Consider the following 20,868-nt stretch of genomic DNA (forward strand, 5'->3'; position numbering starts at 1 on the left):
CCGGTGCCCGGGGCCGCTCGGTCCCGGTCAGTCCCGTTCAGTCCCGGTCAGTCGCGTTCGCAGACGAAGATCGCCGTCCCCGGGATCAGCGTCCCGCGCAGCGGCGACCAGCCGCCCCACTCCTGGGTGTTCCACGCCGGCCACTCGGGCTCCACCAGGTCGACCAGCCGGAAGCCGCCCGCCACCAGGTCGCGCACCCGGTCGCCGAGCGTCCTGTGGTGCTCCACGTAGACCGCGTTACCCCGCTCGTCCTGCTCGACGTAGGGGGTGCGGTCGAAGTAGGAGGACGCGGCCGTCAGGCCCTCGGGCCCCGGTTCGTCGGGGAACGCCCAGCGGACCGGGTGGGTGACGGAGAAGACCCAGCGGCCGCCGGGCCGCAGCACCCGCCGTACCTCGCGGAACACCCGCACCGGATCGGCGACGAAGGGGATGGCGCCGTAGGCGGAGCAGGCCAGGTCGAAGGAGCCGTCCGCGAAGGGCAGCGCGCCGGCGTCCGCCTGGATCAGGGGGAACGTCAGCGAGCGGCCGTCGGCGATGCGCAGCGCGTGCTGGAGCTGGCGGTGCGAGAGGTCGAGCGCCACCGGGCGTGCGCCCTGCGCGGCCAGCCAGCGCGAGCACTGCGCGGCGCCGGCCCCGATCTCCAGGACGTCGAGACCGCTCAGCGACTCCTGGGGGCCGAGGAGGGCGGCCTCCACCTCGTCCAGCCCTTCCGGGCACCAGACGAAGCGGTCGTCGCCGAGGAAGGTGCCGTGCTCGTTCTGGTAGTCGTCCGCGTTCCTGTCCCACCATCCTCGGTTGGCGCGGCTGCTCTCCGTGGCACCGGAGTCGCGGCGGGTTGCTTCGGCCTCGGCCGGGGATTCCTGCTCTTGGATCATCGTGTCCGTCGTCGTAGTCTGCGAGGAGTCGTCGCGGAGCCCTGTGGCCTCAGCGAACGCTGATTGTGCCGGGTATGAGAGGTTCAACCCCGGGTGTGCGCCTTCGCGCATTGACCGTGCCCGGCTGCCCCCGTATGCTAAAGGTTGCGCTGCGGGCTTGCGCGCCTCAGACGTAGCAGCCGCGCTCGCATCTGTGTATCCCTCGGTTGTCGAGGCGCTTTCCCTTTGTCCGGGGCGGCGCTTCCTTGGCTGTCCGGCTTCTACAGGTGGCGATACGGGCTCCCGGCGTAGCAGTACCTACGACTCACTGTCCGCACCGGAGCCCTTTCCCACATGACGAGCAGCACCGAGACCACCGCCACCACTCCGCAGGTTGCGGTCAACGACATCGGTAACGAGGAAGCCTTCCTCGCCGCGATCGACGAGACGATCAAGTACTTCAACGACGGCGACATCGTGGATGGCGTCATCGTGAAGGTCGACCGGGACGAGGTCCTGCTCGACATCGGTTACAAGACCGAAGGCGTCATCCCGTCCCGCGAGCTTTCGATCAAGCACGACGTCGACCCCAATGAGGTCGTCAAGGTCGGCGACGAGATCGAAGCCCTTGTTCTCCAGAAGGAGGACAAGGAAGGCCGCCTGATCCTCTCGAAGAAGCGCGCCCAGTACGAGCGCGCCTGGGGCACGATCGAGAAGATCAAGGAAGAGGACGGAATCGTCACCGGTACCGTCATCGAGGTGGTCAAGGGTGGTCTCATCCTCGACATCGGCCTCCGTGGCTTCCTGCCGGCCTCCCTCGTCGAGATGCGCCGCGTCCGCGACCTCCAGCCCTACGTGGGCAAGGAGCTCGAGGCCAAGATCATCGAGCTGGACAAGAACCGCAACAACGTGGTCCTGTCCCGCCGTGCCTGGCTGGAGCAGACCCAGAGCGAGGTCCGCCAGACCTTCCTCACGACCCTGCAGAAGGGCCAGGTCCGCTCCGGCGTCGTCTCCTCGATCGTCAACTTCGGTGCGTTCGTGGACCTCGGCGGCGTCGACGGTCTCGTGCACGTCTCCGAGCTGTCCTGGAAGCACATCGACCACCCCTCCGAGGTTGTCGAGGTCGGCCAGGAAGTCACCGTCGAGGTTCTCGACGTCGACATGGACCGCGAGCGTGTCTCCCTGTCGCTCAAGGCGACGCAGGAAGACCCGTGGCAGCAGTTCGCCCGGACGCACCAGATCGGTCAGGTCGTCCCGGGTAAGGTCACCAAGCTCGTTCCCTTCGGCGCGTTCGTCCGTGTCGACGAGGGCATCGAGGGTCTGGTCCACATCTCCGAGCTGGCCGAGCGCCACGTGGAGATCCCGGAGCAGGTCGTCCAGGTCAACGACGAGATCTTCGTCAAGGTCATCGACATCGACCTGGAGCGCCGCCGCATCAGCCTCTCGCTGAAGCAGGCCAACGAGTCCTTCGGCAACGACCCGGCCTCGGTCGAGTTCGACCCGACGCTCTACGGCATGGCCGCGTCCTACGACGACCAGGGCAACTACATCTACCCCGAGGGCTTCGACCCCGAGACCAACGACTGGCTCGAGGGCTTCGAGACCCAGCGCGAGGCGTGGGAGGGCCAGTACGCCGAGGCGCAGTCGCGCTTCGAGCAGCACCAGGCCCAGGTCATCAAGTCCCGCGAGGCCGACGAGGCCGCTGCCGCCGAGGGTGCTGCCGCACCCGCCGCCGGTGGCAGTGCTCCCGCCGCCTCCGGTGGTGGCTCGTACTCCTCGGAGTCCGACGACAACTCCGGCGCCCTGGCGTCGGACGAGGCGCTTGCCGCGCTGCGTGAGAAGCTGGCCGGCGGCCAGAGCTGACGCTCCGGCTCGCTCCGCGTAAGCGGTAGCGGTAGCTGAGTCGTACGTAAGGCCCGTCCCCTCAGGGGGGCGGGCCTTACGCGTGTCCGCGCACGAGTGGCCCCGGGGGAGCGTCCCTGGGGTGAGCGGAGGGCAACGTGGAGGACACACAGGTATCTGACGGTCCGTAACACGTCATTGTCAGGATCCCGGCACACCTGAAGTCGGGAAGGGGTACCGGGACATGAGCCAAGCGCCTGACAGCACCACGGGCACCAGCCGCCGCGGTTTTCTGCGCCAGGTGGGCGCCACGGGAGGGGCGGGCGCGATGCTCGCCACCATGGGGGCCCTGGGCCTCGCCCCCACCGCCGAGGCCGCGAGCCGCGAACCCGAGTTCCACGCGCCCAGGACCGGGGACTTCACCCTCACCGGCAGGGGCGCGGCCAAGGTCGTCATCGTCGGCGGCGGCATAGCGGGCCTGACCACCGCGTACGAACTCGGCAAGGCGGGCTACGACTGTACGGTCCTGGAGGCCAGGGACCGCACCGGCGGCCGCAACTTCACCGTACGCGGCGGGGACACGAACCTCGACGCGTACGGCAACCGGCAGACCGCCCGGTTCACCGACGGCCAGTACCTCAACGCGGGCCCCGCCCGGATCCCGCAGTGGATGATCACCATGGACTACTGCCGTGAACTGGGCGTCCCCGTCGAGGTCTTCACCAACGCCAACGCCAACGCGTACATATACAACGAGAAGGCCGGGATGACGGCCCCGGCGCGCTACCGCACCGCCAAGGCCGATGTGTACGGCTATGTCTCCGAGCTGCTCGCCAAGGCCACCGACAGGGGCGCGCTCGACGAGGAACTCACCGCCGACGACCGGGAACGGCTCCTCGAATTCCTCAAGGGCTTCGGGGACATCGGCGCCAAGCTGTCGTACAGCGGCAGCGCGCGCCGCGGTTACCTCGTCGACCCGGGCGCAGCCGGCACACCGGGCGTGCGGCTGGGGCCGGTGCCCGCCGCGTCGGAGGTCTTCGCCAGCGGGGTCGGCCGGTACTTCTCGTTCGAATTCGGCTATGACCAGGCGATGCTGATGTTCCAGCCGGTCGGCGGCATGGACCGGATACCCGCGGCGCTGACCAGGGCGGTCGGCGCCCGGCGGATCCTGACCGGCGCGGTCGTCCAGCGGATCACCGACAGGGCCGCCGGGGTGAGCGTCTCGTACACGCACGGCGGCCGGGTACGGACCATCGACGCGGACTACTGCGTGGCCGCTCTGCCGCCCAACATCCTCGCGCAGACCCGGCACAACCTCGGCGCGGCCGTCCAGAGCGCGCTGGAGGCGTGCAGGCCGGTCTCGGCGGGCAAGATCGGCCTCGAATACCGCAGCCGCTGGTGGGAGAGCGACCACCGGATATACGGCGGCATCACCGAGACGGATCTCGACCTCGCCCACATCTGGTATCCGTCGCACGGGCATCACGGCCGGCGCGGCGTGCTCGTCGGCTACTACAACACCGGTACGGCGGCCGACACGTACGCCCGGCTCACACCCAGTGAGCGGGAGGCGCGGGCGGTGGCGCAGGGGGTGCGGATCCATGGCGCGAAGTACCGGAGCGAACTCGCCTCGTCCTTCTCCCAGCACTGGCGGCAGACCCCCTATCTGGAGGCGGCCTGGCACTCCCTGGCCGGCGGACCCGACGCGGCCGTCTTCGACCCGCTCAACAAGCCCGCCGGCCGCGTCCACTTCACCGGCGACTACCTGTCGTACGCCGACGCCTGGCAGCACGGGGCCTTCACCTCCGCCCGCAGGACCGTCACGGCGCTGCACGCGCGGGTCCTCGGCGGGGCGTGAGCCGCAGGGCCGGGTTAGCACCGTGGGGCGCGGGGAATGCTCGCGCTCCGTGGTGCGTTCTCTCGTGAGAACACGAGGAGGAGCGGTAACCGTGCTTGATCCGCAGGGTTTGTACGAATGGGAGCCCAAGGGCCTCGCCGTCGTCGACATGGCACTGGCGCAGGAGTCGGCGGGCCTGGTCATGCTGTACCACTTCGACGGCTACATCGACGCGGGGGAGACGGGCGACCAGATCGTCGAGAACCTGCTGGAGTCACTGCCCCACCAGGTGGTGGCCCGCTTCGACCACGACCGGCTGGTCGACTACCGCGCACGGCGTCCGCTGCTCACCTTCCGCCGCGACCGCTGGACCGCCTTCGAGACACCGGCGCTGGAGGTCCGGCTCGTACAGGACGCCACCGGAGCGCCGTTCCTGCTGCTGTCGGGACCGGAGCCGGACGTGGAGTGGGAGCGCTTCGCGCTGGCCGTCCGGCAGATCGTGGAGCGTCTCGGGGTGCGGCTGTCCGTCAACTTCCACGGCATCCCGATGGGCGTTCCGCACACGCGGCCCGTGGGCATCACACCGCACGGCAACCGTACGGATCTCATGCCGGGCCACCGCAGCCCCTTCGAAGAGGCGCAGGTCCCCGGCAGCGCCGAGTCGCTCGTCGAGTACCGGCTGATAGAGGCGGGCCACGATGTCCTCGGTGTCGCGGCGCACGTCCCGCACTATGTCGCGAGGTCCTCGTACCCGGACGCGGCGCTGACCGCGCTGGAGGCGATCACCGCGGCGACGGGCCTGGTGCTGCCGAGCGTCGCGCACTCGCTCCGTACGGAGGCGCAGCGCACCCAGACCGAGATCGAGCGGCAGCTGGGCGAGGGCGACGAGGATTTGGTCACGATGGTGCAGGGGCTTGAGCACCAGTACGACGCGGTCGCCGGCGCCGAGACGCGCGGCAATCTGGTCGCGGAGCCGACGGAGCTGCCGTCGGCCGACGAGATCGGCCGGGAGTTCGAGAAGTTCCTCGCGGAGCGGGAGGGCGACGGCGGTCTCTGACCGCGCGCCCGCGGGGGTACGGACGGGGTGTACGGGGGTGTACGGGCGGGTCCTGGTTAGGCTGGGGCCATGCTGAGGCTGGGACTTACGGGCGGAATCGGTGCGGGCAAGAGCGAAGTGTCCAGGCTCCTGGCCGGTTACGGCGCGGTGCTGATCGATTCCGATCGGATCGCGCGGGAAGTGGTGGAGCCCGGGACGCCCGGACTGGCCGCCGTGGTCGCCGAGTTCGGCCCGGGCGTGCTGACGGACAGCGGCGCCCTCGACCGCCCGAAACTCGGCGGGATCGTCTTCGGCGACCACGACCGGCTGCGCTCCCTCAACGCGATCGTGCACCCGCTGGTCCGGGCCCGCTCCGCCGAGCTGGAGTCGGCGGCGGGGCCCGGGGCGATCGTGGTGCACGATGTGCCGCTGCTCGTCGAGAACGGGATGTCGGCCCTCTTCGACCTGGTGCTCGTCGTGGACGCCGCACCGGAGACCCAGATCGAGCGGCTGGTGCGGCTGCGGGGGATGACGGAGTCCGAGGCGCGGGAGCGGATGGCCGCGCAGGCGACCCGTGAGGAGCGCCGGGCCGCCGCGGATCTCGTCATCGACAACGACGGTCCCCTGGAGCGTCTGGAGCCGAGGGTCCGCGCGATCTGGCGGGACCTGCTCGACCGTGCGGCGAGCACCCCGGGGGAATAGCTTCGCCGGATCCGGCGTTGAACGCCCGCAGCTAGGGAAGGATGCGATCGTGCCAGAGAGTCCGGAAACCCACGTCATCGACTATCGCGCGGCCGAACAACTGCTGGCCGCACGGGATCCGCGCGGGGCTGTGAAGCTGCTGGACTCGGTCATCGGAGCCCACCCGGAGAACACGGCGGCCCGGCTGCTGCGCGCCCGCGCGTTCTTCGCCGCCGCCCAGCTGCGCCCCGCCGAGCTCGAATTCGAGCTGGTCCTGGAGCGGGAGCCGGACAACGCCTTCGCGCACTTCGCCCTTGCCCGTACGTTCGAGCGCTCGGGCCGGCCCGAGCTGGCCAAGCGGCACTTCAGGCTGGCGGCGGCGCTGGATCCCAAGCCGGAGTACCTGAAGGCGGCGCGCTTCGACCTCGACGGAACCGGCGCCGGGGACTGAGCCGCCGGCTCAGCGCCCGCTGCCCGCAGTCCGCCCGCCCGCCGTCCGCCCGCCCGCAGTTCGCCCGCCCGCCGCGCCTCCGCGCCGGGGTATGTGCGCGCGAGCGCGGCCCGTACGGTTGCGCAGCTGACGGAGCCGGTCGCGTTCCCGCTCGCGGTTCTCCTCAAGGACCACGTTCCGGCCGTGCCCCGGCGGATACGGCGGGACGTCGGGGCCCGGCTGGAAACGCGGGCCCTGGCGGATCCGCCGCAGCACCACGGCGAGGTCGGTCACGACGATCAGCGCGAGCACCCCGCAGGCCAGCGCCCACCAGGTCTGCCCGGCCACCGCGAACGCCGCCGTACCGCCGGCGGTCCAGAGCAGCCCCCACACGCTCAGCCAGAAGCGCATCCGCAGCGCGCTGCGCGCGGTCACCGGTTCGCTTCCCGTACGCATGGCACATGCACCTCCCGTCCGCCATATATATCCACTATGTACCCGCTGGGCGTGTCTGTTATCCGGACCGCGATTGGCGTGATATCGCCATCGCGCGGCGGAACGGTGGTCCGATCGCGCACGTTTGCCGTACATGAGCACTCAGAAGCGTGTGGGATGTGAGGGCACCGGGCCGGGGGCGATCACCCCGGACGGCTGCGCCGTCGATCTTTACTCCCGGCTCTCCGTGGGCCGGGAGCCCGATGTCATCGCGGCGGCCGTCCCGCCGGGGGCGTCGCTGCTGGAGCTGGGCAGTGGCGCGGGCCGGGTCACACACGCGCTGATCGAGCGCGGCTTCGCGGTGACGGCGGTGGACGAGTCCGCCGAGATGCTGGAGCGGATCCGGGGCGCCCGTACGGTACGGAGCCCGATCGAGACGCTGGAGCTGGACGAGACGTTCGATGTGGTGATGCTCGCGTCCTACCTGGTCCACTTCGGTGAACACCGGGTGCGGGACGCCCTGTTGCGCACCTGCCGCCGGCATGTCGCCGACGACGGGTGTGTGCTGATCCAGCGCGAGGGCCTGGACTGGCACACGGCGGTGCCCTGGGAGCGGGTCGACGAGGCGGCCGGCTGCACGGTACGGATGGTGTCGTGCGAGCCGGTGGGGGACGGGGTGGACTCCCTGCGCGTCGAGTACGTCTTCCCGGACGCGACCTGGACGCAGACGTTCCGCTCGCGTGTGCTGACGAAGGAGGCGTTCGAGGGGTATCTCGGCGAGGCGGGGCTGGCGGTCGACGCGTATCTCACGGACGACGGCACCTGGGTGCGGGCCGTACCGAAGTAGCGGCCCAGGAGCACTCCAGGAGCATTCACAGGAGCCCACCGGTCCCGGGAGCGGGTATCAGCGCACCTCAGTGCACCAGGGTGTAACTGCGCCACGCCCGGGCGCCGGGGGCGATCACGTCGGATGTCGCCGTGGGGATGTAGACCGTGTTCCGTCCCGCGCAGTCGCGGGACGGGTACATCACGAGATCGACGCGGGTGCGGTTCGTGACCTTGACCGCGCCCGCCGCGGCGAACCGGTGACAGCCCCTGACCGGCGGGCTGTCCACCTGGACCTGGCGCTTGTCGGCCGTCTCGTAGGCGATGGTGCCCAGCCCTGTCCGGTCCAGCGCGGAGCAGCCGGTGGCGCCGGTGAGAGCGAGGAGGGCCGCGGTGGTCAGGGCGAGGCGCCGGTGATCGATCACGGACATGGGCGGCCTCGTCTCTGCGGAAGCGGACGTACGGGCGGGGCGTACGGCGGCGGGCGGGTGGGTGCGCCCGGCGCTGGCCACACTGCCCGATCCGGGGAACGGCGGCACCCGGTGCGCGGCCGGGCGGGCTACTGAGAGGGCTGCGGAGCGGGCCTGTGACGCCCCGCGTCTCCTTCTTGTGTCACGCCTCTCGCCCCGGGGTCATCCAAGGCATACCGTGGTAATAGCACCATCGGTCCGGCGTCTGGGGGCCCATCATGGCCGAGGAACTGGTCATCGCGATCGTCGCGGTGATATGCGCGTGCGCGCTGTACGCGATGGCGGCCGCCCGGGTCGTCAAACAGTACGAGCGAGGCGTGGTCTTCCGCCTCGGACGGCTGCGGGAGGGCATCCGGGGGCCGGGATTCACCACGGTCGTCCCCTTCGTGGACAAGCTGCGCAAGGTCAATATGCAGATCGTGACGATGCCGGTGCCCGCACAGGACGGCATCACCCGGGACAACGTCACGGTGCGCGTCGACGCGGTGATCTACTTCAAGGTCGTGGACGCGGCCGACGCGGTGATCCGGGTGGAGGACTACCGGTTCGCCGTCTCGCAGATGGCACAGACCTCCCTGCGGTCGATCATCGGCAAGAGCGATCTCGACGACCTGCTGTCGAACAGGGAGAAGCTCAACCAGGGGCTGGAGCTGATGATCGACAGCCCGTCCATCGGCTGGGGCGTACAGATCGACCGGGTCGAGATCAAGGACGTCTCGCTGCCGGAGACGATGAAACGGTCCATGGCACGGCAGGCGGAGGCGGACCGGGAGCGCCGCGCCCGTGTCATCAACGCGGACGCCGAACTCCAGGCGTCGAAGAAGCTCGCCGAAGCGGCCAAACAGATGTCCGGCCAGCCCGCCGCGCTCCAGCTGAGGCTGTTGCAGACGGTGGTCGCCGTCGCCGCCGAGAAGAACTCGACGCTCGTTCTGCCGTTCCCCGTCGAGCTGCTCCGGTTCCTGGAACGGGCCACGCCCGCCGAGGCCGTACAGGCTGTCCAGACGGTCTCCGGAGCCGTCCAGGCGGCTCCTGCCGCCGCCGCGGAACCGGCCGCCGCGGAACCGGCCGGCGCCTCGCTCGCCCCGTCCGCCGCCGCGGAGCCCGCCCCGCCCGCCGTCGCGGAGTCCGCCCCGCCGGTGGCGGAGGCCGAGTCCCCCGTCGTGGCCGACAGCCCCGGCAAGCGCGAGCCCGTGCCCCATCGAGGCTGAACCCCGCGCCGTAACCCCGTACAGCACAGCGCCCGGCCCGGCTCTCCCGGCCGGGCGCCGTGCTGTCCGCCGGGCGATCGAGGCCGACTGTCAGACCCCCCGCCTAGACTCGCAGAAGTAGTCGGATCCAGCGGCGATCCCAGGTGGGAGGGGATGAACGGCCATGACGCAATTCCCGCACGACCTCGCTCCGGCGTCCGCGCCCTCGCCCGCTCTCGTGCGGTGTGCGGCGGTCTTCCTGCCCGCCGGGCTGCCCCGGGAGGGGCGGGTCGCCTTCTGGTCCCCGGGGGACGATCCGCCGCCGGCGGCGGACCGGGAGCTGACGGTCGTACGGCGCCACGGGGCCGGGGTGCGGCGGCGCACGGTGCCCGCCGTGCTGCTCTCCGTGACCGACGCGGTCCCGTTGCTGGCCCGTGCCCGGCACGACAGATCCGCGCATCCCGCCGCCGCGTGCTGGGGCGCCGCCGCGCTGCACGCGCTCCAGCTCACCGCGCGCGGCCGGCTGCTCCCCGGCCTCACCGCCTCCGACCACGACGCCTGGCGGGCCGGACCGCTCGACGCCGACGACATCGCGCAGCTCAGAGCCATCGCCGCCGCCATGCCGCCCGAGGCGCACGCCGTACCGCTCCCGGCGGAGCGCCCGCTCCAGCTGCCCGACCCCGAAGCGCTCGTGCGGGCGTTCCTGGACGCCGTGGCCGACTCCCTGCCGCGCACCCCGGCCGCCGCGCACGCCGCGGGCGCCCCGTTCGCGGCCCGCGCCGGGCAGCATCTGCCCGGGGCCAGGACCTGGGCGGCCGAGGCGGCGGCCGGCATGGACGCGGGCGTGCGGGTCTCGCTGCGGCTCGACCTGTCCGCGTACGAGCTGTTCGACCACGAGGAGTCGGCGGCGCGGACGGCGACACCGCCCGGACCGGAACCGGTGGACGGGGACACCGCGCGGCGCGCCGGGGCCGCCCTCGTACAGATCCACAGCCTGGCCGACCCCACCCTGGTCATCGACGCCACGGCCCTGTGGGCCGGCGAGGGGGCCGAGACCTTCGGGCCGCGCGCCCGGATCGACGCCATGCTCGCGCTGCGGCGCGCGGCCCGCGTCTGGACGCCGCTCGCCCGGCTGCTGGAGCGCGACGTCCCCGACGCGCTGCCGCTCTCCGAGGATGAGCTGTACGAGCTGCTCGGCCCGGGAGCCGCCCGGCTGGCCGCCGCGGGCGTCGCCGTGCACTGGCCCCGGGAGCTGGCCCGTACGCTGACCGCCGCCGCGGTGGTCCGTCCCGCGCCCGGCTCCGCGACGGACGGCACGCTCTTCTTCGACAGCGCCGAACTGCTGAAGTTCAACTGGCAGCTGGCGCTCGACGGGGATCCCCTCACGGAGGGGGAGATGGACGCGCTCGCCGAGGCGCACCGCCCGATCGTGCGGCTGCGTGACCGGTGGGTGGTGGTCGACCCCGCCCTCGTCCGTAAGGCGCGCAAGCGCGAACTGGGCCTGCTGGAGCCGGTCGACGCGCTGGCGGTGGCCCTCACCGGCACCGCCGACGTGGACGGCGAGACGGTGGAGGCCGTGCCGACGGGCGCGCTCGCGGTCCTGCGCGACCGGCTCGTCACCGGCCCCGCCGCCGTTCCCCAGCCGCCCGCCCTCGCCGCCACCCTCCGGGACTACCAACTGCGCGGGCTCGCCTGGCTCGACCTGATGACCTCGCTCGGCCTCGGCGGCTGCCTCGCGGACGACATGGGCCTGGGAAAGACCATCACGCTCATCGCCCTGCACCTGCACCGCGCCCGGCCGGCACCGACCCTCGTCGTCTGCCCCGCCTCCCTCCTCGGTAACTGGCAGAGGGAGATCACCCGCTTCGCGCCGGGCGTCCCCGTGCACCGCTACCACGGCACCGGGCGCACCCTCGACGGCGTCACGGACGGCTTCGTCCTCACCACGTACGGCACGATGCGCGGCAGCGCCGAAGCCCTGGCCGGCCACGCCTGGGGCATGGTCGTCGCCGACGAGGCACAGCACGTGAAGAACCCGTTCTCCTCCACCGCCAAGGCGCTGCGCACCATCCCGGCGCCCGCCAGGATCGCGCTCACCGGCACCCCCGTGGAGAACAACCTCTCCGAGCTGTGGGCCCTGCTCGACTGGACCACGCCCGGACTGCTCGGTCCCCTCAAGGCGTTCCGGGCCCGTCACGCACGCGTCGTGGAGAACGTGGAGAACGCCAAGAGCGCCGACATCAAGGACGTCGCGAACGAGGAGGCGGTGGAGCGGCTGGCCCGGCTGGTCAGACCGTTCCTGCTGCGCAGGAGGAAGTCCGACCCCGGCATCGTGCCCGAGCTGCCCCCGAAGACCGAGACCGACCGTCCCGTCGCCCTCACCCGCGAACAGGCTTCCCTGTACGAGGCGGTCGTCCGCGAGACGATGGCGGCCATCGCGGAGGCCGAGGGCATCGCGCGCCGCGGCCTGGTGATGAAACTGCTCACGGCCCTCAAACAGATCTGCAACCACCCCGCGCAGTATCTGAAGGAGGACACGGCCCGGCTCACCGGCCGCTCCGGCAAGCTCGCCCTCCTCGACGAGCTGCTCGACACGATCCTCGCCGAGGACGGCTCGGTCCTGATCTTCACCCAGTACGTGGCGATGGCGCGGCTGCTCTCCGCCCACCTCACGGCCCGCGCGATCCCCTCCCAGCTCCTGCACGGCGGCACGCCCGTCCAGGAGCGCGAGCGCATGGTGGACCGGTTCCAGTCCGGCGAGGCCCCGGTCTTCGTCCTCTCGCTGAAGGCGGCAGGCACCGGCCTCAACCTGACCAGGGCCGGCCATGTCGTCCACTTCGACCGCTGGTGGAACCCGGCGGTGGAGGAGCAGGCCACGGACCGCGCCTACCGCATCGGCCAGACGCAGCCCGTGCAGGTCCACCGGCTGATCGCGGAGGGCACGGTCGAGGACCGGATCGCCGAGATGCTCGCCTCCAAGCGGGCGCTGGCCGACGCCGTCCTCGGCTCGGGCGAGGCCGCCCTCACCGAACTGACCGACCGTGAACTGCGCGACCTCGTCTCCCTGCGGAGGACGTCATGACGACACCGCGCGTGCCGCGCGCCCTCCGCGGTACCCGCACCGCCCGTGTCCCCCGGCACGACGACCGCCGCCGTACGTTCCCCGCGCTGCCGCCGCGCCCCGGCACACAGGGCGAGTTCGCCGCCACCTGGTGGGGCAACGCCTGGGTGGAGTCCATGGAGGAGACCGCACTCGACGCCGCCCGGCTCCAGCGCGGCCGGGCCTACGCGGGCAGCGGCCATGTCGACGCGATCACGGTCACCCCCGGCCGCGTCACGGCGTACGTCCACGGCTCCCGGCCCCGCCCGTACCGCACGGAGATCCGGCTGCGCACCCTCGGCGACGCGGGCTGGGAGGAGCTCCTCGACGCGGCGGCGGACCGCCCCGACCACATCGCCGCCCTCCTCGACAAGGACATGCCGCACACCCTCGCCGCCGCCGCCGACCTGCTGCCCACCGCCGGCGACCTCACCCCGGACTGCTCCTGCCCCGACGACGGCTACCCCTGCAAACACGCCGCCGCGCTCTGCTACCAGACGGCCAGGCTCCTGGACGAGGACCCGTTCGTCCTCTTCCTGATGCGGGGCCGCGGCGAACACGAGGTACTCGCCGACCTCACCCGGCGCAGTCTCACCCGCGCGGCCACCGAACGGGCCGCGAGCCCGCCGCCGATGCCCACGGTCCCGGCGGCGCGGGCGTTCGCGCCGCGCGCCCGGCCGGCGCTGCCACCCCCGTTCCCCGTCCCCGCGCAGCCCGGCCGCCCGCCCTCCTACCCGCAGGTGAGCGGCGCGCCCGACCCGCTCGCGCTCGACCTCCTCGCCAGTGAGGCGGCGGCCCGCGCGCACACCTTCCTCACCACCGGACTCGACCCCGTCGGCGCGCTCACCCCCTGGCAGGACGCGGTGCGCCTGGCCGCCGCGCACCCCGGTTCCGGGCTGACCGCCTCCACGCGCGCGCTCTACCGGGATCTGGCCGCCGCGCTCGACCGCACCCCCACGGACCTGGCCCGCGCGGTGGCGGCCTGGCGCCAGGGTGGACCGGCGGGCCTCGCCGCGCTGGAAGACCCCTGGGACCCGCCCGCGGGCCCCTTCGACCGGGCCAGGCCCGCGCTCGTCGCCGCGGACTTCCCGCACTTCAGGCCCTGGCGGAACAGGCTCTCCACCGGGTCCCTCCAGCTCCGGTTCGGCCGCGACGCGCTCTGGTACGGATACGAGTCGGACCGCGACCGCGAGGACTGGTGGCCGCGCGGCACCCCCGACACCGACCCGGTGGGCGCACTCGCCGCCCTGCTGGGGAGGTGACCGGTAAGGTCAGGACGTCCGTACTGTTCAGCGGTCGAAGGGGGCCCGGTGGGAGCCGAGTTGGCCATGGCGGTGATGACGGCGGTGCTCCAGCAGGTGGCGACGGACGGCTGGACGCGCGCTCGTGACGGGATGGTGGGCATCGTCCGGCGATGGCGCTCCGGGGCCCCGGACTCGCCGGACTCCCTCGAATCCGAGCTGGAGTCGGCGCGGACCGCGCTCGCCGAGGCCCGGCGGCGGAACGACGACGCGACCGCCGACCGCCTGATCGCCGACTGGAGCGACCGGCTGCTGCGCGACCTCGGGACGGACCCGGGCGCCGAGCCCGAACTGCGCGCCCTGCTGGACGAAGTGGCGCCCGGCGCGGTGACGTTCAACGGAGAGGTCAGCGCGGGGTCCGCGATCCAGGCGGCGGAGATCGGCACCCTGAACCAGCATCTCCACTTCCACGGCCGGGGCGCGGGTCCGGGAGCGGGTCCGGGCGCGGATCCGGACGGCGAGCAGCCGGTCCCGCCGTCCATGACGCACCCTCAGCTGCCGATGGAAGAGCCTCCGTTCGAGAACCGGGACACACAGCGGACCCGGGTGCTGAGAGCCATCGACGAACGCGGCGAAGCCCCGCTCGTCAGCCCGCTGACCGTCGTGCTCACCGGCGTGGCCGGCATCGGCAAGACCGCACTGGCCGTCCGGCTCGCCTGGGAACTCGCCCCCCGATTCCCCGCCGGGACCATCTACGTCGATCTCGACCAGTGGCGCACCGAGGGCACCATCGACGTCGAGGCCGTGCTGCGGCACCAGCTCCGCCGCCTCGGCGTGGCCGAGGACTGGCTGCCGGCGGAGTACCCCGCCCTGGTCGAGCGGTACGAGGAGAAGACGCGCGGCGCGCGTATGGCGCTCGTCCTCGACAACGTATGGTCCGACAACGAGATCGCCACCCTGCTGCCGGCCTCCGCCGACGCGCTCGTCCTCATCACCGGACAGCGGCGGCTGCCCCTGCTGGAAACGCGGGGCGCGATCGGCCTCGCCCTCGGACCGCTCTCCTCGGCGCACAGTGCCGCGATGCTCCGGAAGATCGTGACCGATGTGACCGGTGTGACCGACGGGCAGCCGCACGAGTCCGCCGAGACCGTGGCCGCGCTCGCCCGGCTCTGCGACGGATTCCCCGCCGCCCTGCGCGCCGCGGGCACCCTGCTCCACCTGCACCGGCACCGAAGTGTCGAACGGCTTGTCGCGGATCTCACCTCCCAGCTTCATGAGAGGGGCCTGCCCGTGGTGGAAGCGGTCTGGAACGCCAGTTACGGAGAACTGCCCGCGCCCGCCGCCCGGCTCTACCGGCTGCTGCCGGGGCACCCCGGCTACGACATCACGGTGGAGGCCGCCGCCGCGCTCCTCGGGACCGGGCGGTACGACGCGGAGGACGCGGTCGAGGCTCTCGCCGGGGCCGGGCTGCTGGCCGTATCACCAACGGCGTCCGAGCGGCGCGGCCGGACCCGGTTCCGGCTGCACGGACTGCTGCGCTCCCACGCCGCGCGCTGCGCCGACCGGCACGGCGACCGGGCCGAGACGGAGGAGGCGCTGCGCCGGCTCCTCGTCTGGTACCGGCGGCAGGCGGAGCGGGCCGACCGTGCCATACAGGCGGACCGGATGCGCCTCGCCGATCCCGTACCGGAGCTGCCGTACGCGCCCGATCAGGCCTTCGCGGACGAGGCGGGCGCTCGGGGCTGGCTCGACACGGAACGCAAGGCGCTCTACGGATGGGTGCGGATCGCGGCCGACCTGGGCGAGGACACCCACGCCTGGGCGCTCTGCGAACCGCTGTGGAAGCACTACGAGGACCACGGCAATCACGACGACGCGATCCGGGCGTACACGGCCGGCCGGGACGCCGCCGAGCGCGCGGAGCGGCCCGACGCGCTGATCCGGCTGCGCTGCCAGCTGGCGCAGGCGCTCTGGCGAGCGGGCAGGGCGCCGGAGGCGGACAGCGAGACGGAGCAGGCGGTACGCGCCGCCGCGGCGGCCGTCCCCGGCACCAGACTCCAGGCGTCGGCGCTGGAGTTCCGGGGCAAGTTCCTCGCCTGGCGCGGTGAGCCCGACCGGGCCGTCACCTACTTCCGGCAGTCCCGCGACATCCATGGCGCGCTGCTCCCGGTCCCGAACACCTACGGCGTTCTGCTCCAGGGCTTTCTGCTCGGCCGGGCCCTGCGCTCCGCGGGCCGGCTGTCCGAGGCGGAGGCGGAGCTGGACCGCGCGCTGCTCCTGGCGCGCGAGGGCCGCCACGACCGGTTGACCGCCCGGTGCCTGGCCGAACTCGGCCGGATCCACCGTGCGCTGGGCCGCACCGACCGGGCTGTGGCCGCGCTGACGGAGGCGGCCGGTGTGGAGCGGCACAGGGACGCCACCTACGACGAGGCGCGGCTCCACGGGGAGCTCGCCGAGCTGGCTGAGGCGAACGGCGACGCGCTCGCGGCGGAGCGGCATCGGACGCGGGTGCGCGAGCTGCGGGAAGGCGCGGGGGCCGCGCCGGAGGGTCACTGAGCACGCTGCCTGGCGGGCCGCTGACCGACAGATGCTGGCCGACAGCCGCTGGCCGGGCGGCCGGGCGGCCGTCAGATTTCCGCGTCGCCGATCGCCGCGTCCGCCGCGCCCGCCAGCATGACCGCAACCCGCCGTCCGCCCACCACACAGTCGAGCGTCACGGGCAGCACCGGGCCGGGTCCGGCCGGGCCGCCCGGGTGGGTCTCCAGCCAGTCGTGGACACCACAGAGCACGGCGGCGGGATCGACCCGTACCAGCGGCTCGCCCCGGGGCGGCTCGGCGGCGGAGATCCGTACGGAGAGCAGGTCCGCGCCCTCGGCGTGCGGTGACGCGCGACGGCGCAGGACGCAGTGATCGTGCGCGAGCACCGCGGCGGCGGTCCGGCAGCCGGGCAACTCCGCCAGGATATGCGCGGTCCACGTGGCCACGGTCCAGCCCGGTGCCGGCGCCGGTACGTACGCGGGCGCCGCCGACCGCGCGCGCCGGACGACGATGCCGGCGCTGCGCATCTCGTTCAGCGTCGAGAAACCGTCCTCCGCCATCACATGGCCGCCGTGCGGCCCGCCGTCCAGCGGATAGCGCGCCACCGAGACCGTGTTCCCCGCCGTGCCGACCCGCACGCCGAGCGCGGTCGGCCGCCGCGCCGCGATCCGGGGCACCGGCAGCGGCCTGACGGCGGGCGGTCCGGGGTACGGGTCGAGCCCGAGCAGCGCGTAACAGCGGGCCCGCAGCCGCTCCAGCGAGCGTCCCTGCTCGGCGAAGGCGCCCGCCGCGAGCGCGACGGAGTCCCCCGGCCGGTATCCGGCGACCGCGGCGTCGAGCTGGTCCTCGGCCGGGGCGTCGTCCGACCAGTGGGGCGCGTGGGAGAGGAGTCCGGCCATGGGGCTGGCGGGGATCAGCTCCGTACCGCCGTCGTAGCAGCCGATCACCGGCCGGTCCTGGGCCGCGGCGTAGAGCGCGGTGGAGCCGTGGTCGGTCAGCACGCAGTCGGCGGCGACGAGAACCGCGGCCCACTCCTCGTACGGCCGCGCCACCAGCAGCCCGGCGTCCGGCGCGGGCGCGAGCCACTGCCGCAGCGCGAACTCGCCGAGGTCGCTGTGGACATTGGGATGGGCGACCAGCGCCACCTGATAGGCGTCGTAGGGCAGTTCGGCGGTCAGCCGCCGGGGCAGCCGGGGCCGGCGCGCCAGCAGAGACTCCGGTCCCCAGGTCGACACCACGGCCACCAGCCGTCTGCCTCCGGTCCCCAGCGCGTCGCGGTACGCCTCCCGGCGCGGCCCGGACGCCAGGATCCGGTCCAGCGTCGGATCCCCCACGACCGCCGCGCGCTCCGCCACTGCGGGCGACTCCCTGGCGAGCGCGGCCAACTGGTCGGGGTGCGCGAGGGCGTGCAGCGCCGCCAGCGGAGCTCCGTCGCGCAGCAGCTGGCGCGGATGCAGCCCCGATGCCGAGTCGCCCTCGGAGGTGTGCGGCAGCCGCTTGTTGAAACCCGCCCCGTGCGGCAGCAGCACCAGCGGTCCCGGCAGCTCGTCCAGCGGCCCGTTCGGACTCGCCGCCACCACCAGATCGTGCCCGCCCCGTACGGCCCGCTCCCAGGGAACGGTCCTGGCCCCGGCCCCGTCGAGCGCGGCGAGCGCGTCCGTACCGAAGTCCGACCCGGGCACCAGCGTGAAGCGGGGCCGCACCCGGGGGTCCCCGGCGAACACGGGCAGCGCGTCGAGCAGCCGGTTCAACGCGGTGGCGGACCGCACGGCGTACAGCACGGTGCGCTGGTCGGTGGCCGCTCCGGGGGTGCGGCCGGCCGTGCCGTGTTCCCCAACTGCCCATGCGGCTGAGGGCCCGTACGGTGGCTCCGGCGACATGCTGGAGATCGTAGCCCGTACGCGTTCGACCGGGCCCCGCCCGGCGCACGACGCGGCCGGGGCCGGGGGTGGCGGTACCCCCGGCCCCGGCGCTGGACACCTGTGGCCCGGATGAGGTCAGGCGGTGTGCAGGGTCAGGCCGTAGCGGCTGAGGATCGGCTTGATCGGCTGGTAGAACGTGTTCCCGCCGGTGGAGCAGTTTCCGCTGGCGCCGGAGGTGATGCCCTGCGCCTGGTCTCCGGTGATGAACGAGCCGCCGGAGTCGCCGCCCTCCGCGCAGGCGCTGGTCTGGGTCAGGCTGTAGACGAGCTGGCCGTTGCCGTAGTTGACCGTGATGTTCTTGCCCTGGAGAGTGCCGCAGCGCCAGTGGGTCGTGGAGCCGGAGCGGCAGATGTAGGCGCCGACCGGGGCCTCGTTGGAGCCGCGGACGAGCGCGTCGGAGACGGTGCCCCAGCCGAGGACGACCGGGACGGTCCACCAGCCGCTGCCGACGTTGACCCAGGCGTAGTCGTTGCCGGGGAAGGTCGAGCCCTGGAAGTTGCCGATGTACGAGTTGTCCCAGCCCCTGACCTGGGCGCCGGTGGAGCCGCAGTGGCCGGCGGTGACGAAGCCGCCGTACACGGAGAAGCCAATGGAACAGCGGACATTGCCGGTGTAGTAGGGGTCGCCGCCGACGGTACCCGCGGCGGTGGTGGTCACGGCCTCGGCGGTCTCCTCGACCGTGACGGGGCCGGCCTGCCGGGCGCGGGCCAGGAAGGCGCGGACATCGTTGTCGTCACGCTGGTCCGCGACGACGGACACCACGACCTTGTTGGTCTGCTCGTTCACGCCCCAGCTGCTGACTCCGTCGGGCACGGAGGCGGCCAGCGTGTCGATCTTCTTCTTGACCGCGTCGAGCTGCTTCGCGCTGTGCTCGACCAGTTGTACGGTCGCGCCGGTCGCGCGTACGGCGGCGGCCGTCCGCTCGCTGGTGACCGCGACGGTCAGCGTGTCGCTCTCCGAGTCGTACCAGGAACCGCCGTACGACGAGCCCGCCGCGCGTACGGCCTTCTTCTCGACCGCGGTCGCGGTCTTGGTCGCGGCGATCCGGTCTCTGGCCTGGCCGGCGGTGAGGCCCAGGTCCTTCTGCATGGCGGTCAGGAGCCCGGCGGAGGCCGGCGCCTCGGCCGTGGTGGAGGTGGCGGGGGAGGAGGGCGCGGCGACGGCGGGGGCGAGTCCGGCGGTCGCCCAGGTGCCGACGAGGAGGAGTGCGGACAGGCCGGTGCGTATGGCAGTCGTGCGTTGCATGGGGTGGGCCCTTCTTGTTCCAACGAGGTGGGGGTGGAACAGCACGTACCGGAGAGCGCCCTTGGGCACTTTCAGGCGGGAGCGTAGCGAAGGAACCTTGGCAGGTCCATACCAATTGCAAGGGTGCGATCGCGTCAACTGCCGTTTCCGGCAGGGCGATCGGGGCGAACGATTCAGACAGATGATCTGTTGGTTGGATAATTGTTCGATGGCTGGTGTGTGACCTTGTTAGGGTCCACACATGGCGAAGCTCAATCAGATCATCGCAGTCGAGAAGGGCGTCAAGTCCAAGGCGCACCAGGACCTGACGGCAGTTCAGCACGGGCTCCAGAAGCCGGCGCTGCTGGCCGGTATCTCCCGTACGTATCAGGCCAAGGACGAGGAGGGGGAGCAACTCCCTCCCGAGTCCACCCGCGTTCAGGTTCAGGCCGAGGATGTCCTGAAGGAGACCGCCAGGACCCTGACCCGGCTGTTCGATGTGACCGCCACCAAGGACTGGGCGAACTGCTCGGCGCGCGCGGATGTCACCGTCGACGGCCGGGTGCTCCTGGGCGATGTGCCGGTGGCGTATCTGCTCTTCCTGGAGAAGCAGCTGACGGAGCTCAACGCCTTCGTCCGCAAGCTCCCGGTGCTGGACGCGTCGGAGTCCTGGAGCCAGGATCCGTCGACGGACGCGTGGAAGACGGAGGCGGTACGGACCCTCCGTACGAAGAAGGTCCCCCGCAACCATGTGAAGGCGGAGGCCACCGAGAAGCACCCGGCGCAGGTCGAGGTGTACTACGAGGACATACCGGTCGGCTACTGGACCACGGTGAAGTTCAGCGGCGCCCTGCCCGCCCGCCGGGTGAACGAGCTGCTGGACCGCGTCGAGAGGCTTCAGCAGGCGGTGAAGTTCGCGCGCGAGGAGGCCAACGGCGCCGAGGTCACCGACCAGCGGGTGGGGGACGCGGTGTTCGGCTACCTGTTCGGGTAGCCTCAATGATTCCCCGGCCGCCTGTTCTCAAGTGTGAGCCGGGGTGCGCGAGGAGCGCAGGCTGAAACTGAAGCTTGTCGTGAAGGCGCGGTCTGTCCTTGAGGCGACCGCGTTCAATCTCAGACTATTGCTCCAGACTCAGCATTCGCCGCCGATCGCCGGAACGAACGGGCTCGGGCCCCGGACGTCGAAATACCGGTTCAAGTCCGGTCTGCGCAGCTCGATGCGCGGTGGTCCAAAGGCAGGACGCGG

General features: G+C 72.3%; 15 protein-coding genes and 1 pseudogene. 11 read left to right on the forward strand and 5 right to left on the reverse strand.

The annotated features are described in order from the left end of the window. Positions 1 to 47: 47 nt before the first annotated feature. The gene (locus tag AB0389_RS26125; RefSeq protein ID WP_366397923.1) at positions 48 to 875 is read right to left on the reverse strand and encodes a methyltransferase domain-containing protein; all 828 of its coding nucleotides are present in this window, start codon (positions 873 to 875) and stop codon (positions 48 to 50) included. 333 nt (positions 876 to 1,208) lie between these two features. On the opposite strand from AB0389_RS26125, the gene rpsA reads away from it, so the two are divergent. From rpsA to AB0389_RS26150, 5 genes are all read left to right on the forward strand, one after another. Then, positions 1,209 to 2,717 (forward strand): 30S ribosomal protein S1, encoded by a 1,509-nt coding sequence (gene rpsA / locus AB0389_RS26130; RefSeq protein ID WP_114658664.1) that lies wholly within the window; start codon positions 1,209 to 1,211, stop codon positions 2,715 to 2,717. Positions 2,718 to 3,024: 307 nt separating this feature from the next. Beyond that, on the forward strand, positions 3,025 to 4,554 hold the full coding sequence (locus AB0389_RS26135) for an FAD-dependent oxidoreductase (RefSeq protein WP_366397981.1): 1,530 nt from the start codon (positions 3,025 to 3,027) through the stop codon (positions 4,552 to 4,554). A gap of 91 nt (positions 4,555 to 4,645) precedes the next feature. Next, the gene (locus tag AB0389_RS26140; RefSeq protein WP_366397924.1) at positions 4,646 to 5,590 is read left to right on the forward strand and encodes a PAC2 family protein; all 945 of its coding nucleotides are present in this window, start codon (positions 4,646 to 4,648) and stop codon (positions 5,588 to 5,590) included. Positions 5,591 to 5,659: 69 nt separating this feature from the next. Beyond that, positions 5,660 to 6,271 carry a dephospho-CoA kinase gene (gene coaE / locus AB0389_RS26145; protein ID WP_366397925.1) on the forward strand — a complete coding sequence of 204 codons (612 nt, stop codon included), beginning with the start codon at positions 5,660 to 5,662 and terminating at the stop codon, positions 6,269 to 6,271. 49 nt (positions 6,272 to 6,320) lie between these two features. Continuing rightward, positions 6,321 to 6,701 (forward strand): tetratricopeptide repeat protein, encoded by a 381-nt coding sequence (locus tag AB0389_RS26150; protein ID WP_366397926.1) that lies wholly within the window; start codon positions 6,321 to 6,323, stop codon positions 6,699 to 6,701. A gap of 189 nt (positions 6,702 to 6,890) precedes the next feature. Here the strand turns inward: AB0389_RS26150 and AB0389_RS26155 are convergent. Continuing rightward, positions 6,891 to 7,136, reverse strand: a pseudogene (locus tag AB0389_RS26155) (DUF6343 family protein); the annotation flags it as partial. A gap of 133 nt (positions 7,137 to 7,269) precedes the next feature. Between AB0389_RS26155 and AB0389_RS26160 the strand changes: the two are divergent. Continuing rightward, positions 7,270 to 7,962, forward strand: a complete 693-nt coding sequence (locus tag AB0389_RS26160; RefSeq protein WP_366397927.1) for a methyltransferase domain-containing protein — start codon at positions 7,270 to 7,272, stop codon at positions 7,960 to 7,962. A gap of 67 nt (positions 7,963 to 8,029) precedes the next feature. Here the strand turns inward: AB0389_RS26160 and AB0389_RS26165 are convergent, their stop codons facing one another. Further along, a complete protein-coding gene (locus AB0389_RS26165) occupies positions 8,030 to 8,371 on the reverse strand; it encodes a hypothetical protein (protein WP_366397928.1) in 342 nt (113 codons plus the stop codon). Positions 8,372 to 8,628: 257 nt separating this feature from the next. Here AB0389_RS26165 and AB0389_RS26170 point away from each other — a divergent pair, with 257 nt between their 5' ends. The 4 genes from AB0389_RS26170 (at position 8,629) to AB0389_RS26185 (ending at position 16,494) form a co-directional block, all read left to right on the forward strand. Continuing rightward, positions 8,629 to 9,618, forward strand: a complete 990-nt coding sequence (locus AB0389_RS26170) for a slipin family protein (RefSeq protein ID WP_366397929.1) — start codon at positions 8,629 to 8,631, stop codon at positions 9,616 to 9,618. Between the two features lie 163 nt (positions 9,619 to 9,781). Beyond that, the gene (locus tag AB0389_RS26175; RefSeq protein ID WP_366397930.1) at positions 9,782 to 12,679 is read left to right on the forward strand and encodes a DEAD/DEAH box helicase; all 2,898 of its coding nucleotides are present in this window, start codon (positions 9,782 to 9,784) and stop codon (positions 12,677 to 12,679) included. Then, on the forward strand, positions 12,676 to 13,959 hold the full coding sequence (locus AB0389_RS26180) for an SWIM zinc finger family protein (protein WP_366397931.1): 1,284 nt from the start codon (positions 12,676 to 12,678) through the stop codon (positions 13,957 to 13,959). Before AB0389_RS26175 ends, AB0389_RS26180 begins: the two co-directional genes overlap by 4 nt. Before the next feature lie 48 nt (positions 13,960 to 14,007). Next, positions 14,008 to 16,494 (forward strand): tetratricopeptide repeat protein, encoded by a 2,487-nt coding sequence (locus AB0389_RS26185; RefSeq protein WP_366397932.1) that lies wholly within the window; start codon positions 14,008 to 14,010, stop codon positions 16,492 to 16,494. 71 nt (positions 16,495 to 16,565) lie between these two features. Here AB0389_RS26185 and AB0389_RS26190 read toward each other — a convergent pair whose 3' ends face one another. Together AB0389_RS26190 and AB0389_RS26195 are read right to left on the reverse strand one after the other, a co-directional pair. Continuing rightward, the gene (locus AB0389_RS26190) at positions 16,566 to 18,356 is read right to left on the reverse strand and encodes a translation initiation factor 2 (protein WP_366397933.1); all 1,791 of its coding nucleotides are present in this window, start codon (positions 18,354 to 18,356) and stop codon (positions 16,566 to 16,568) included. Positions 18,357 to 18,473: 117 nt separating this feature from the next. Beyond that, positions 18,474 to 19,643, reverse strand: a complete 1,170-nt coding sequence (locus AB0389_RS26195) for a S1 family peptidase (RefSeq protein ID WP_366397934.1) — start codon at positions 19,641 to 19,643, stop codon at positions 18,474 to 18,476. A gap of 241 nt (positions 19,644 to 19,884) precedes the next feature. Between AB0389_RS26195 and AB0389_RS26200 the strand changes: the two genes are divergently transcribed. Continuing rightward, positions 19,885 to 20,616 carry a hypothetical protein gene (locus tag AB0389_RS26200; RefSeq protein ID WP_366397935.1) on the forward strand — a complete coding sequence of 244 codons (732 nt, stop codon included), beginning with the start codon at positions 19,885 to 19,887 and terminating at the stop codon, positions 20,614 to 20,616. Positions 20,617 to 20,868: the final 252 nt, after the last annotated feature.

Origin of the sequence: Streptomyces sp. NPDC093109, assembly GCF_040701725.1 — a bacterium.
Classification (GTDB): Bacteria; Actinomycetota; Actinomycetes; order Streptomycetales; family Streptomycetaceae; genus Streptomyces.